The following is a 15,471-nucleotide window of genomic DNA, read 5'->3' on the forward strand; positions in this document are numbered from 1 at the left end:
TAATGATGCATCCGAGTCTTTTCTCGGTCTCAGAAGTCTCAAAATCATGTGGAGCCGGGCTCACAGAGTGCTGTGGGGATGACTCGTATCTCAAGAATGAGGAATATCCATGCGAAGATACATAGCAGTCTTTGCGGCGGTCCTGATGGTGGCCGGATTGGGATTTACAGTTCCCAATATGGCGGCAGCATCAGAAGCGACCCTTACAACAGTAGTCAGATCAACTCCGGTAAATTACACTCCCAATGTCTTGGACGGCACGGTCTTCTCGATCGCCCAAGTCGGCAATACGATCGTGTTGGGCGGGCAATTTACCCAGGTTCAAGCCAGCACCGGCGGCGCCGTGCTCTCTCGCAACAACATAGTTGCGTTCAACAAGGACACGGGCGCAATCAGCACCACGTTTGTTCCGCAATTCAACTCGACTGTCCGCAGCGTGGTTGCATCAGCTGACGGCAACAGCGTTTACGTGGGTGGCCAATTTGGCACGCTCAACGGCGCATCAGTGACCAAGGTGACTCGACTGGCCATCAGCAACGGGGCAAAAGTTGCGGGATTCAATCCCGGGCTCATTGATGCCGTGGTCCATGACATGAAATTGGTGGGCACGCGGCTGTTCATTGGCGGCGAGTTCACCGCTATTAACAACGTGCCTCGAAGCAGTCTGGCAGAGCTGGATCCGGCAACTGGGGCGCTGCGCGCCAACGTCAACATCGCCTTTGCCGGCACCCACCTGGGTGGAACAACCTTTGTGCACAAATTCGATGTCAGCCCCAACGGGGCCACCATGGTGGTCACCGGAAACTTCCGCACCATGAATGGGCTCGATCGGGTTCAGGTGGGCATGGTTGACTTGACCACAAATCCGGCCACCGTGGCAAACTGGGCAACCGATCAGTGGAAGCCGAACTGCTACTCCGTCTTCGCCTACTATCTCAACGACCTGGACTTTTCCCCCGACGGGAATTCCTTTGTCCTGGGATCCATGGGTGGCTATGGCAGTGGACCACCCAGCCTGTGTGACACCATGTCACGCTGGGAGACCAACGCGACAGGTGCTGCAGTGACGCCCACATGGGTTAACTACACAGGTGGTGACAGCATCTACGCTCTGGAAAACACGGGCAGCACAGTCTACTTCGGCGGGCACAACCGTTGGGTTAACAACCCGTTCGCCGCCGATAGGGCGGGACAGGGCGCTGTGGAACGCGAGGGCATTGGCGCCCTCAATTCCGTCAACGGCATGCCCATCGATTGGAACCCGGGACGAGACCGCGGACGCGGCGTCTTTGACATGATGGCCACCTCGCAGGGACTGTGGGTTGGTTCGGACACCGACAGGATTGCCCGTTACTTGTACCGGGCCCGGATTGCGATGTTCCCGGTGGCTGGCGGGACTACCATCCCCACAGCCAGTGCACCGGCGTTGCCGGTGGATGTCATGCAAAGCGGTTCGTTGAACGCACCCTTGGACGCCCGTTACCTGTACCGGGTGAACGCCGGTGGCGAGACCATCCCCACCCTTGATGGCGGAATGGACTGGATCGGTGACACAGCACCTCCGGGAAGCAATTACCGAAACACCGGCAATGCCGCCGCGTACGACACGGTAGGCTCCAGAACCGCCGCAGTGCCGGCAACAACACCGACGTCGATCTTCTCCACGGAGCGGTGGGACGCCCAGGGCAACCCGGAACTGATGTGGTCCTTCCCTGTACCGGCTGGCAAGCACGTCCAGGTGAGGCTTTACCTCTCCGACCGTTGCAGCTGCACCACAGCGAACGGTTCACGTGTCTTCTCCATGAGGGTCGACGGGCAGATGGCGTTCCAGAACTACGACGTCAACGCCTCCGTTGGTCACAATGTTGGAACCATGCTGTCCAGGGACATCACCAGCGACGGAAATGTGAACATTGAGTTCAACCACGTGGTGGAAAACCCGCTCGTCAACGGCTTGGAGATTGTTGATTTGGATGCAGCCGCACCGCCTCCGGGCCAAACGGACCAGATGAAGACCTTGTACTTCGATGGGACAACCGGTTCTGGCAGCACCGCGGCCGTGACGGGCAGCGTTCCATGGGACAACGTCCGCGGCGGATTCGTGGCCAACGGCAACCTGTATCTGGCCACCGCAACGGGCGAGTTCCAGCAGCGTTCCTTCAACGGCACCCAGATCGGCGCACCCACAGCACTGAACCTGTACGGTCTGACCAATTTTGCGGCAGACATGCAGTCGATGACGGGCATGTTCTACTCCAACGGCAGGATTTACTACACGCTGACGGGCCAGAGCAATCTCTACATGCGGTACTTCGATTTGAGTAGCCAAATAGTTGGCTCGCAACGGTTCACGATTGTGGGCCCAACGGGTGGCATGAGCTGGACAAACGTCAGGGGCATGTTCCTGGCCGGCAGTCAGCTGTACTGGGCCTCCGCCGATGGGAATCTCAACGCCATGAACTGGGCAGACTCGGTTGGAAACGGTGCCGTCAGTGGCACGTCAACCGTTGTCAGTGGTCCGGGGTTGGACGGCACCAATTGGGCCGCGAAATCCTTGATTGACAAGGTGGGAACAGGTTCTGTTATTCCCCCGCCCAATCAGGCACCCACAGCCGCCTTTGCGTCCACGTGTACTGGCTTGGCCTGTTCATTCAACGGTGCTGGATCAACGGATTCGGACGGCACCGTGGCAGGATATGCCTGGACCAGCTCGGATGGCGGCACAGGAACGGGTGCAACGTTTGCCCGTACCTTTGCGGCCCCCGGGACGTACACGGTGACCTTGACCGTGACGGATGACGACGGTGCGACTGGGACGGTAAGTCACGATGTGACGGTGGCGCAACTGCCACCACCCAATGTGGCACCTGTGGCGTCATTTACCAGTGACTGCACGTTCCTGGCATGCACCTTTGACGGTTCCGGTTCAAGCGACAGCGATGGCACGGTCAGCAGTTATGCCTGGGTCTTGCCTGCTGGAGCGACGGCAACGGGGGCAGTGACCACTTACACGTTCGCTGCCGCCGGAACCTATCCGGTCAATTTGACGGTCACCGACAACCAGGGTGCCACCGGGGCTATCACCACCAACGTCACCGTGGCTGCGGATCCCAATCCGCCGGTGACCAATCCGGTCGCGTTTGTGGCCTCGGCCGCAAGCTCGGCCACGGGATCGGCCAACACCCACACGTTGACCATTCCGGCCTCTGTACAAGCAGGCGATGTTCTGGTGGCTGCGTTCAGCACCAACTCCGGCACCGTCGCAGTGACGGGGCCGGCAGGATGGGATTCGTTTGCCAATGCGGCCACAACCTCGATGCGCGGCGTGTTCTACTCGAAGGTGGCCGTCGCGGCAGACGCGGGGTCCGTCATGACGGTGGGCACAGCGGCTTATGGACGCGGCACCTTGGTGGTCAGCGCTTACCGGAACGCCACGGTTGCCGCAGCATCATTTGCCCTGCAACCGGAAACCGTGAGCAGGGCGGCGCACACAACGCCCACCCTGGCTGCAGCCACTGGTTCCTGGGGACTGTCCTACTGGGCTGACAAGACGGCCGCCACCACCAGCTGGGTTGCGCCGGCCGGGGACAGCGTCCGCCAAAGCGGTGCCGGCACAGGCGCCGGGCACATGAGCTGGTTGCTGACGGACAGCAATGCTCCGCTTTCGGGATCCACTGCGGGTGGCTTGGGGGCGACGGCAAACAGTGCGTCTTCCGCTGCAGTCATGGGGACGGTGGTGATTGCCCGGGCTCCGTAGCCAACCTAGTTGCTAGCCTTCAGGCCCTGCCGATTGGAATCGGCGGGGCCTGAAGTGCGTCTGGTCACGGATGAGACGGGGCACGGTGCAGACGTGCGAAAATAGAAGAATAGAAACGTGGCGTATTTATGTCCCGCGTTTGCGGCACCGGCTAAGGAGCAGATAGTTGCCAGTGGCATCACATGCACATCCCATCCACCCATCCGCTCAGGCCTTGGGTGATGACGAAGTTCTGCGCATTCGCAATGACTTCCCCATCCTGGAGACGGAAGTCAACGGCCAGCCGCTGGTGTACCTTGACTCCGGTGCCACCTCACAGAATCCGCTCAGCGTCATGGAGGCGGAGCAGGAATACTACGAGCAGCGCAACTCCGCCGTGCACCGCGGTGCCCACACCTTGGCTGTAGCTGCCACGGATGTTTTTGAGGACGCCCGCAGCACGGTTGCCGCGTTTATTGGCGCCGATGACAACGAGCTGGTGTGGACCCAAAATGCCACCGCCGGGCTGAACCTGATTGCGTACTCCTTTGGCAACGCCAGCGTGGGCAAGATTTCCGGCGCGGCCCAAAAGTTTGCCCTGGCCGTGGGGGATGAGGTGCTGGTGACAGAAATGGAGCACCACGCCAACTTGATCCCCTGGCAGGAGCTGTGCCGCCGCACGGGCGCCACCTTGCGCTTCATTCCCATTCACGACGACGGCACCCTGGATATGGATGCCGCCGCGGCGCTCATCGGGGCAAAAACCAAGGTCCTGGCCTTCACCCACGTTTCCAACGTCACCGGGGTCATCAACCCCGTGGCCCAGCTGAGCGCCATGGCACACGAGGTGGACGCGCTGGTGGTTCTGGACGCGTGCCAGTCCGCCCCGCACCTGCCCTTGGACGTGAAGGCGCTGGATGTTGACTTTGCCGTTTTCTCAGGCCACAAGATGCTGGCGCCCACAGGCATTGGCGGTGTTTATGGGCGTGCGGAACTGCTCGACGCCATGCCGCCGTTCCTCACCGGCGGTTCCATGATCACCACTGTCACCATGGAAGAAGCCGGCTATTTGCCGGCCCCGCAGCGTTTTGAAGCGGGCACACAGCCCATTTCCCAGGCAGCTGCACTGGCCGCAGCCACCAACTACCTGCGTGAAACCGGCATGGAGCGGATCCATGAGTGGGAAGCGGCACTGGGCCAGCGCATGGTGCGCGGGCTGGAAGCCATCGAAGGTATCAGGGTCTTGGGGCCGGCATCGGGCATTCCGAGGGCAGGCCTGGCCTCCTTCGAGGTGGAAGGCGTCCACGCACATGACGTGGGCCAGTACCTTGACGCCGCCGGGATCGCCGTCCGGGTGGGCCACCACTGTGCCCAGCCACTGCACCGGCGCCTGGGCTTGAACGCCTCGACCCGCGCCAGCACCTATTTGTACAACACCACAGCAGAAGTTGACGCGTTCCTGGCCGCTGTGGCCGGGGTGCGCGGCTACTTCGGCGTGAACGGAGCATAAGCAACATGAGTTCGTTGGATTCGCTGTATCAGCAAATCATTTTGGAGCAGTCCAAGGCCCGGTATGGCGCCGACCTGCCGAATGAGCACTTGCAGGGATTGCACCTGCCCGAGAATGTGGGGCAATGCCACCAGCTCAACCCGGTCTGTGGAGACGAGATCACGCTGCGTCTTGAAACTGCTGATGATGTTGTGTCCGGGATTCACTGGGCGGGGGACGGGTGCGCTATTTCCATGGCATCGGCCTCCATTCTCAGCGAAATGGTGGTTGGCCTGGAACGAGCCGAGGTGCATTCCTTGATTGAGAGCTTCCGTGAGGTGATGCGTTCTCGCGGGAAACTGCAGGCCGACGAGGAAATTCTGGGTGATGCTGCAGCACTCTCAGGCGTGTCCAAATTCCCGGCCAGGGTCAAGTGCGCCATGCTGGCCTGGGTTGCGGCCGAGGACGCGCTGAACCAGACAAGCTAGTTCAAGTTAAACAGGAAGGCCCGGAGCCAATGGCTCCGGGCCTTCCTGCTTTCCGGGCGAACCCGGAAATGTGTACTTCTAGTTACGCGCTCTGTCGGCTGCGGCGGCGTGAAACCACCACGGTGCCAACACCGGCTGCAAGTGCACCGGCGCCAACGAGTGACCAGACCACAACACTGGTGTCAATACCGGTGTTGGCCAGGCCGCCCTTTTCGGCGTTTGCAACGTTGTTGCCCGCGCCGGAACCGACGCCTGTGCCATTGTTGGCGTCAAGGCTGGTGACAACCTTGACTACCTGAGAGGCCTGGTTACCTGATACACGGCCAACGGCCGTCAGGGTGTAGGTGCCCTTGGCGTCCAAGGTGACGGGAATCGAGAATGATCCCGAAGCCGTAGCCGTGGTGGTGAAGGTTGACGGAGCAACTGCCTTGACGATGAGCGGCTTGGACATGGAAACGCCACCGCCGAGTGAGCCAATGGCTCCGCCGGCAACGGCGCTGGTCTGGGTGACAGTGACGTCGACGGTCTCACCCGGGGCGAAGCCCGAGCCAGCGAATGTCACGGCCTGGCCCGGTACCACTGTGGTGTTTGAGACCGTGGCCGAGCCTTCGGCGGGGTAGCTAGGTGCAGCCTGAGCTGCAACCGCTCCCGCGGAAAAAGTTAGAATGCCGGCAAGTGCCAGGCTGGCGAGTGTTTTTTTCATTAGAGTGTTCCCCACTTAGAATTCTTGCGAAATGACAATATTTCCCCGATTAGGCATAGAGCCTATTTGAGGCTATCAGCAGTCTGTGGCAGTAACCAAGTTCGTTGGATTTAATGTTTTTTCTTAATCTAGCCGTTACGAGCTGTTTACTATCTGGATTTTTTGCGCTGCGGAATTGCCTATTGCGCCGGCGTTGTGCAGTTGGTCGCGGCCTCAGCCGGGAGGATCACATCCGCAGAGTCTTGCACGGTGGGTGTGACATCAAGGTGGGCCGGACTTGACTGGACCACCTTGGCAAAGTCGAGCTCCACCGTAGTGGTTTGCCCGGGGGCCAAGTCCACTCGGATCACGCCCACGGGGCGCTCATCATGACTAAAGGAACCTACAGGCGTGGACTTGCCATTCACGCGGGCAGCCTGTGTCCGCGCCTGAGCGGGACCGTATGCTACTACATTGGTGGCTACGTGGCCACGGGTGACGCCATAAACGCCGTCGCCAGTGACATATTTGGGCAGGGACGTCGCGGCATCGGCAGGAGCCGTATTGGTTAGCGTGATCCGGGCAGTGTACTGCCCGTAGCCGCCAGCGGAACATTGCCGCACTAGCTGGACAGTTCTCTTAACGTAGTAGTCCATTTTGGCCCCAGTGCCGTCATTGAAATAGACGCCAAATGCGGCCGGTGCAACACTAATCCCGGAAATGGCCCCGCCAATTCGCTGTGAGCCCAAGAGCTTTTGTTCGTCTACTCGGGCGGACCAAATCTTAATCCTGTTTTCTTCGACGCCTTTACCCAGTGCGGTGACCAGTTTTTCTCCGGACGTTTTTCCGGATGAAACCTCCGCGAAGACTTTTTTTGCGACTTCGGCGAAATAGGCGTCCTGCAGGGCAGGTTCTTCAATATTCGTGTAAACGTCAGACAGTAATGCCTTGACTAGGTTTTCGCTGGTCAGTTTGGTGGGTAGCCCACCAACGTCCACACCTTTGGGAATGGCGGAGCCAACGTCAACGGGACCGGTTGCCTCCAAGACCAGGGCCAGTGCCGACGGGTCCAAAGCTATGACGCCATCGATGACATCACCCGGGTGCCGCAGCTGCCACATGGCGCGAGCAGTGGTGGCAGCTGTGGGGAAGTCCGGCGTCATGTTCACGTTCTGCATGTAACTGCTCAGCCGGTTGGTGTAGATGGCTTCCTGGGCGGCGTCGACCTCTACCGCAGGCTCAAAAGCACCCATATTTGATGCGGAGTCCTGGGTGGTGAGCTGAATCTTCCCCTGTTCAACATGAAGAACTGCCAACGCACCCGGGATACCTCCGGTGGCCCGGACCTCTGCACTGTTCTGGATCAAGAGTAGGTAGTTTCTGGGCTCACTAGTGCCCATCATTGCGGGAAGCAGACGGACCGTGTTGGAGGCAACATTGAGTGTTCCTCGCAAGTCGTCCAGCTGTTCCTGGGCCGTTGTCAACGGATTCGCCAATTCTGGCAGCAACCGTGACTTGTCAATATCCGCCAGTCTCGAGTGGGAAAGCTGGATGGTGTTGGCGGCCGAGACAACACTGGGTGCTGCGGAATTTATGGCCTCGAGGCCTACAGCCCCGTCAGTTGGCGTCAGGGATTTCCAATCCAAGGATTCAAACGCACCCAACAACGGTTTTGCAGCGAGCTGGACCACGTCGTCCGCTGTAATGGCAACAATGGTGGCGGCTTCAAGATTTGGCCCTACCCATGGAATCGCACTGGCAACCTTCCAGAGTGGATCCGTCCCTGCTGCCTTGGCGGCGGCAGTGTGGATGGCCAGAGAGTCGACCGTGTCGGCTGCGCCAACACGGTCATTGTCGCCAAGCTGTTTCTTCAATTGCGGTACCAGCTCAGTGGTGGTCTGCAGATTGTCCTTGATGACTCCTGCCTTAAACCCCAACCATGCGGCTGCACCCCCGAGGACCAACGCGAAGAGGGCTACAGCAATTCCCGCCCGAATCCAGCGACGGCGGAGCTTGCCGCCCCGGATTGTCGGCTGTGCGCGAAGCCGACGGGGTTCGGGGGCCGGAGCTGCCGTGCGATCGGTGGGTTTGGTCATGGTTAGGCCCTTCCAGCGGGGAATATTTGTACGTTGAGCGCAACGTGTGTGGTCTTTTTCATTGCATGTTTGGGGCCATACGACACTATTTTAGTAGGCGCCTTCGCGCATGATGACAGCCTTCGCGGTGCGGAAGAGTATGACTAGATCTCCTGCCAAAGACCAATTCTCCACGTAGTAGAGGTCAAGCCGGACCGAATCCTGCCACGACAAGTTGGAGCGGCCACTGACTTGCCAGAGGCCGGTCAGTCCTGGTTTAACCAACAGTCGGCGCCGGACATGTTCTTCGTAGGCATCCACCTCAACAGCCAGCGGTGGACGTGGGCCAACTAAGCTCATGGATCCCAAAAAGACGTTTAGAAGTTGGGGAAGCTCATCCAAACTGAACTTGCGTAGTATTGCACCCACTTTTGTGACGCGTGGGTCCACTTTCAGCTTGAACAGGACGCCACTGCCTTCGTTTTTGTCCTGCAAAATGGCGAGCTGCTGTTCCGCGTCTACAACCATTGAACGGAACTTGTGCATGATGAAGGGCGCGCCAAGGATACCCACCCGTTCTTGCCGGAAAAAGACCGGACCGGGGTTTTCTGACTTGATGCAAATGGCAATGATTAGCATGACGGGGGAGAAACCTGCGAGCAGGAGCGATGAAGTCGCAATATCGAATGCTCGTTTCGCTACTCTCTTTCCACCTTCAAGCTTGGGGGTGGTTACGTGAATCAGTGGCAGCCCAGCAACCGGTTGAGTATGAATACGGGGTCCGGCGATGTCGGTGAGCGCGGGCGCGACAATGAGACCGATGTTTGAAGCAGCGAGCTCCCATCCCAACTGACGCATCGTAACTGGGCTGAAGTGCAGGCCAGCAGTGAGCGCAACTGTGTCAGCTCCACTAGCCCTGACTGCCGCCAGAATATCACCCGTGGCCTGTTTGCCTCTGTGGACCGGCAAATCAGGAGCGCCATCGATTAGCTCATTGTCAGTGTCTTGGAGGTAGGCGCCGACCGGTGAATAGCCTGATTGTGGGAATCGGCGGAGGGCTTCAGCCAAATGAGCTACTGCCCTCGAACCTCCGACGAGGAGCACGTGGGCCGTGCTTCTACCTTTGATGCGCTCCATTCCCAAGTGCTGACGCAGGATCCATCGGCCAGCAATCAAACCGCCAATGCCTATGGGGAATGCAAATCCTACATAGCCCCGGGCCAGCTCCATTTGGAACGCATAGGAAACCATGGCCAGGGTGCCGAATAACCACAACCCTGACGCAAAGACACGTTTGTATTCATCCGGTCCTGAGCCTAGGACTCGAGGTTCTCGACTGCCCCAAGCACCCAGCATGATCCACCATGCGCAAGGCAACAAGACGGTGATAGTTGTATAGGGCGCTCCTGCCACCTCGGCGTCGCCGTCCAGACCAAAACGAATCAGGTGTGCACCAACCACCGCCCAGATAACAACACAGGCATCAACAATGCCAATCCGGCGAACGTAACTTGCGCGCCAGTTTCCGGAACTCAATTATTTCCCCCACGATAAGAATTAGATGCGAATAGAAACCTGACTGGTCCGCAATTGCTGGACAGCAATAGATTTGTTCCTGGGAACCGAGCTAATTTACACGGCGCGAGGACGCCTTACCTTGCAAGATGTCATCGAAGGCATCTCGAGTGGCGAGCTCATCGGGTGAGCGATCGAGTCCTCTCGAGCGCCGGGGTTTTTGCACTTCGGGTGTTGCAGTTGAGTTCGAATAACCTTCGTAGCTATAGGAATAGGCATCGGGCCCCTTGGTGGGCACTCGGTTCAAGACAACTCCAAGTATGTCTGCATCTACCAGCTGAAGAGTTGCAATCGCTTTCTCAACCTGCGGACGTTTGGCGCTGTGGCAACCAATCACCAATAGGACTCCGCCTACCTGCTGGGCCAGTACGGCAGCATCTGTGACGGGCAATAGTGGTGGTGCATCAATAACGACCGCATCAAAGACCTGCTCAAGCCGCTCGATCAACTGCTTCATTTCCATTGATCCCAGTAGTTCGCTGGGATTGGGCGGGATTCGTCCCGACGTCAAAACATGCAGCTCATTTTTGCCCCACGGCTGCATCAGATCCTGAACGTCGGCTTGACCAATAAGTGCCGTGGTAAGACCCGCTTGACCTTCTAGTCCCAAATATGTAGCTATCATTGGGCGGCGAAGATCTGCATCAATCAGCGCCACAGTTTGGCCAGATTCTGCCATGGCAATGGCGAGGTTGGTGGCGGTGCTGCTTTTGCCCTCGCCTGGCAACGACGATGTGACCAAGACTGTCTTGCTCTTATGGCTGACGTGGGCGAACTGAAGGTTGGTCCGCAGTTGGCGGAATGACTCTGCTCGGTGACTGTGAGCTGAACCGCCTGTGACTAGGGGATGCTTTAGTGCGTCGTTGTCGACGGCTATGCCCCCTACCACCGGTGTCTGAGTTATCGACGCCAGGTCCCGTTCGCTTCGGATGCGGGTGTCCAATGTTGTTCGCAGTAGGGCCGCGGCTACACCGAGAGCTAAACCGACTATTAGTCCAAGTGCGAGGTTGATTTTGGTATTGGGCGCGGACGGCGCTGTGGGTGCAATGGCAGGTGTGACCACAGATACCCGGACGGGAGACAGGCCACCGTCATTCGGTTTCTCGAGTTCGTCAACAGTCTTCACGAGGCTGTTCGCAACGGCTTGGGCTGTCGCCGCGGCCTGAACTGGGGAGCCGTCTTCAACAGAGATAGAAATGAGGACTGTCGTCAAGTCAGAAGAAGCCGTAATCTTCTTTGCGAGTTGTTCGGGTGTTACAGCAAGTCCCAGAGAGTCAATGACGGGTTGCAATACCGTAGGCGTAGTAGTCGTCTTGACGTAGGAGGAGACCCTTGCCTGAATGAAGGTGTTGCCAGTTTGCAGATCCTGAACCGAGCCAGAATTTTGGGTTGCCACGAAGAGTTGTGTTTTGGCAGTGTAGACGGGTTTGGTCACAACCGATACTAGTCCGCCGAGCAGTAGGCCAATAAGGGCGAGGGCAACGATGATGATCCAGTTGCGTCGCAGAATGATTAAATAGTCCCGTAGTTCCAAGAAGGTGTTCCCCCGTGTAGAAGTTGCTTCCGGAGCACTGTCAGTGGTACTAACCTGGTGCTCCGGGAGCTTGTGCCGATGCAAGAGTCAGCAGAAAAAAAGCTATTTGCGGATATCGTTCACATTTTCGCGATACCACTCCACCGTGTTGCGGATGCCTTGCTCCAAGCCTATGGATGCGTGCCATCCCGCATCCCCGAGTTTGGATACGTCCAGGAGCTTTTGGGGGGTGCCATCCGGCTTGGTGGTGTCCCACAGCATCTCGCCGGTGTAGCCTACGGCTTCAGCGACTAAGCCTGCGAGTTCCTTGATGGTGACGTCAGTACCCGTGCCCACATTAACCTGATCCGGGCCGTCATAGTTTTCCATGAGATGGAGGCAGGCAGCAGCCATGTCGTCAACGTGCAAGAACTCACGACGCGGTGACCCGGTGCCCCAATTGGTCACGACAGGAGCGCCTTGGTGAACTGCCTCGTCATAGCGGCGAATGAGCGCTGGTAAGACGTGTGAACCCTCGGGCGAAAAGTTATCCCCGGGTCCGTAGAGATTGGTGGGCATTGCAGAAATCCACGGCAGACCATACTGACGGCGGATTGCCTGAATTTGAAGGATGCCAGCAATCTTCGCTATCGCATACGCATCATTAGTGGGTTCCAGATGTCCGGTGAGCAAGGATTCCTCCCGGATCGGTTGCTCGGCCAACTTGGGGTAGATACAGGAGGAACCCAAAAAGAGCAGGCGTTCAACGTTGTGTTCCCGTGCAGCATCAAGTACGTTGAGCTGAATCTGAAGATTGTCGCTGAGGAAGTCCACCGGGAAGGTGCTGTTCGCGAGAATGCCACCGACCTTTGCCGCGGCAAGCACCACGTAGCGGGGTTTTGTCTCCGCAAAAAACCTGAACGTAGCCTCGCGGTCCTTCAAATCCAGTTCCAGAGAAGTGCGGCCCACCAGATTCGTGAAACCGGCATTCGTAAGATTGCGCCAAATTCCGGACCCAACTAATCCACGGTGACCTGCTACATAGAAGGTCGATTCACGGTCTAGCGCGCCGGGTGCGTAGTTAACATCCATTGCTAGTGGTTCCAGCTCGCCAAGTCAATCGAATCCACCCAGTGGCTTCCGGAGTGCTCCAGCGCCTTAATGTCTGCATCAACCATGATGCGTGCAAGTTCTGGCGCCTCAACAGTGGTTTTCCAGCCGAGCTTGGCGTTGGCTTTGGAAGGGTCGCCGATGAGGGCATCCACCTCTGTGGGGCGAAGATAGCGCTCATCAAACTTGACATGGTCCTCCCAGTGAAGGCCTGCATGGGTGAAGGATTCGTCGAGGAAGTCCTTCACCGTGAAGCCAACCCCGGTAGCGAGAACAAAATCCTCGGGCTCATCAACCTGAAGCATGCGCCACATGCCCTCTACGTATTCTGCGGCGTAGCCCCAGTCCCGAACAGCATCCAGGTTGCCCATGTATAGGTCATTTTGTTTGCCCGCCTTGATGGCGGCCACAGCCCGTGTGATCTTTCGTGTAACAAAAGTTTCACCGCGGCGCGGGGACTCGTGGTTGAAGAGGATGCCGTTCACTGCGAACATGCCATACGCTTCGCGGTAGTTTTTGGTGATCCAGTAGCTGTAGACCTTAGCTGCACCGTACGGGGAACGGGGGTAAAAGGGCGTGTCTTCCCCCTGGGGTGGGGGAGTGGCACCAAACATCTCCGAGGTCGACGCCTGGTAAAACCGCGTCTTGATACCGGACATACGGACAGCCTCTAGCAAGCGAACTGTTCCGACGCCAGTTGTGTCTGCGGTGTGCTCGGGTTCGTCAAAGGAAACCCGGACGTGGGATTGTGCGGCAAGGTTGTAGACTTCGTCCGGATTAATTTTTGCCAAAAGGGTTACTAGGCGAGCACCGTCACTGAGGTCACCGTAGTGCAGGAACAATTTCGCGGTTGGGTCGTGGGCGTCGACATAGAGATGATCAATACGGGCGGTATTGAACGTCGAGGCGCGGCGGATGAGACCGTGTACTTCGTAACCTTTTCTGAGCAAGAGTTCGGCCAAATAAGAGCCGTCTTGGCCCGTGATTCCCGTGATTAAGGCGCGCTTAGTCAACGCAAGGTCCCCCTACATAATGTTTTTTTGAAAATTAGTGCGTCTTGAGCTGAGCCGTAGATCATTTCGGCACCGCAAGCTCGCGCAACCATTCACTGTACTGAAGTATAGCGGCGTGTTGAGAAAGCACATTCCCAGCGTAGTTTTGCCCTGCGGTTCCCAGCTTGGTTGCAAGTGTGGGATTCGCGGCGAGTTTTTCGGCAGAAGTCAGGAGAAGCTCCGCGGAATCCGGTGCGATTTGGATACCGCCCAGTGAGTATTCGATTTCGCCGGCGGTGGTGCTGTCCGGCTCGGTAGCGGCCAGTACCGGAAGCCCCGTGGAGAAATAGGACGTGAGTTTACTTGGAACGGCCATTTCTCTGAGCCCAGCCATTTCATTGACTAGCAGGATGTCGGCCGATGCTAAGGCTTCACGGAACTCCTTGTCTGGGAGCGGCGATATGAACTGAATGCGATTAACATCACTAGAAAGAGTTTCAATGTGACGCCGTTGGTTTCCGTCGCCTAAAAGTACGAAGTGGACCTTAGATCCGGTAGCGTCAGCCAGCCTAGCGGCGTTCACCACGTTTTCCAATGCCTGCTTGACACCGATGTTGCCTGCATGAAGGACAACGATGTCGTCTTCATTCCAACCATGTCTTGCGCGGGTTGCAGAGCGGTCAACAGCCACGACTGGCTGAACGTGGGTCCAATTCCGAATGACATTTACTTTAGAGGGGTCGACCCCGAGATCTCGACAGATGTAGGCCTTGAACCTGTCATGGATTACCGCAACCTGGGTGGCCGAGCGGAGAATGGCACCCTCGGTGATCTTCATCACCTTTGCGGCCCGGGAACCTCCATTGCCTGTTTCTTCCAAACCACGACTGTAGATGTCTTGAACCCAGATGCCTGTTGCGGGTCGCTTGAATCCGAATCTGGCTCTTGCCAAGACGAAGGCAGTCGAGAATAGAGCTGGACTAACTACCAATAACACATCTGGATTACGCCAACGAGTGAACAGCAGGCGAACCCCGAAGCTGAGTTCCATGTGTAGCCGGTGCATGTTATTGAGGCGGCTCGGGATGAAGTGGCGGACGCGTTTGACTCGAACTCCGTTGATGAACTCGACTCGACGCCAGCCGGTGTATCCCTCTGTTAACTTCCACTCTGGGTAGTGCGGAAAACCGGTGATAACAGTAATTTCATGCCCTTCCTCAACCAGCTTTTCCGCCAGCCGAGTGGTGTACGGAGAGATGCCTGTCGGTTCCGGCGCATAGTTGAGGCCAAGGATTGTGATGCGAAGTTTCGAAGGGGTCACCCATGCAACAATAGATGCAATTACACCAACAAATTTTCAAAATTGGGGGAGACTGTGCCTACAACAGACAACTTAGAGCCAGCAGGGCATACAATCCCGGTCATTGATCTCTCCAAGGCTCCTGGCGAGCATGCGGCATGGGACAAACCCAAAATTGTGATTTACATGTGGGCTATTGCTGAGATTCTCTTCGTCACTAATGCATGGCAGATTAGCTCTGGCCTCAGAGTACGTGTGTTGCGTCTATTTGGAGCAAAAATTGGCTATGGGGTGATATTTAGACCTCGGACACGTGTCAAGTTCCCGTGGAAACTACATGTTGGTGACCGGAGTTGGATCGGAGAGGGTGTGTGGATTCACAATCAGGACTTCGTTCACATTGGCGCGGATGTCGTAGTCTCTCAAGACACTTTTATTACCACCGGCAGTCACGCATACCGCAAGGACATGAGGCTTGTGACACGCCCCGTACGTGTGGAGGATGGCGTGT

The 15,471-nt window shown here is 57.5% G+C and carries 10 protein-coding genes; 3 read left to right on the forward strand and 7 right to left on the reverse strand.

Going from position 1 to position 15,471, the window contains the following annotated elements:
• Positions 1–109: 109 nt before the first annotated feature.
• The 3 genes from CVS27_RS03255 to sufU all read left to right on the forward strand — a co-directional run bounded on the left by CVS27_RS03255 (position 110) and on the right by sufU (position 5,713).
• Entirely contained in the window at positions 110–3,757 is a 3,648-nt protein-coding gene (locus CVS27_RS03255) for a PKD domain-containing protein (protein WP_103464303.1), read from the forward strand.
• Positions 3,758–3,929: 172 nt separating this feature from the next.
• Positions 3,930–5,246 (forward strand): SufS family cysteine desulfurase, encoded by a 1,317-nt coding sequence (locus CVS27_RS03260; protein WP_243400030.1) that lies wholly within the window; start codon positions 3,930–3,932, stop codon positions 5,244–5,246.
• Between the two features lie 5 nt (positions 5,247–5,251).
• On the forward strand, positions 5,252–5,713 hold the full coding sequence (gene sufU, locus CVS27_RS03265) for a Fe-S cluster assembly sulfur transfer protein SufU (RefSeq protein WP_103464304.1): 462 nt from the start codon (positions 5,252–5,254) through the stop codon (positions 5,711–5,713).
• An 82-nt stretch (positions 5,714–5,795) separates the two neighbouring features.
• Here sufU and CVS27_RS03270 read toward each other — a convergent pair whose 3' ends face one another.
• The 7 genes from CVS27_RS03270 to CVS27_RS03300 form a co-directional block, all read right to left on the reverse strand.
• Complete coding sequence (locus CVS27_RS03270; RefSeq protein WP_103464305.1) at positions 5,796–6,416, reverse strand: LPXTG cell wall anchor domain-containing protein; 621 nt, start codon at positions 6,414–6,416, stop codon at positions 5,796–5,798.
• 179 nt (positions 6,417–6,595) lie between these two features.
• The gene (locus tag CVS27_RS21185; protein WP_243400031.1) at positions 6,596–8,491 is read right to left on the reverse strand and encodes a DUF4012 domain-containing protein; all 1,896 of its coding nucleotides are present in this window, start codon (positions 8,489–8,491) and stop codon (positions 6,596–6,598) included.
• 90 nt (positions 8,492–8,581) lie between these two features.
• The gene (locus CVS27_RS03280; protein ID WP_103464306.1) at positions 8,582–10,006 is read right to left on the reverse strand and encodes a sugar transferase; all 1,425 of its coding nucleotides are present in this window, start codon (positions 10,004–10,006) and stop codon (positions 8,582–8,584) included.
• Positions 10,007–10,097: 91 nt separating this feature from the next.
• Complete coding sequence (locus tag CVS27_RS03285) at positions 10,098–11,579, reverse strand: tyrosine-protein kinase domain-containing protein (protein WP_103464307.1); 1,482 nt, start codon at positions 11,577–11,579, stop codon at positions 10,098–10,100.
• Positions 11,580–11,681: 102 nt separating this feature from the next.
• Entirely contained in the window at positions 11,682–12,650 is a 969-nt protein-coding gene (locus tag CVS27_RS03290; RefSeq protein WP_103464308.1) for a GDP-L-fucose synthase family protein, read from the reverse strand.
• Between the two features lie 2 nt (positions 12,651–12,652).
• Complete coding sequence (gmd, locus tag CVS27_RS03295; RefSeq protein ID WP_103464309.1) at positions 12,653–13,681, reverse strand: GDP-mannose 4,6-dehydratase; 1,029 nt, start codon at positions 13,679–13,681, stop codon at positions 12,653–12,655.
• A 61-nt stretch (positions 13,682–13,742) separates the two neighbouring features.
• Positions 13,743–14,981, reverse strand: coding sequence for a glycosyltransferase (locus tag CVS27_RS03300; protein ID WP_103464310.1), 1,239 nt, complete (start codon positions 14,979–14,981; stop codon positions 13,743–13,745).
• Between the last annotated feature and the right edge of the window lie 490 nt (positions 14,982–15,471).

The organism is Arthrobacter glacialis, assembly GCF_002909445.1.
GTDB lineage: Bacteria > Actinomycetota > Actinomycetes > Actinomycetales > Micrococcaceae > Specibacter > Specibacter glacialis.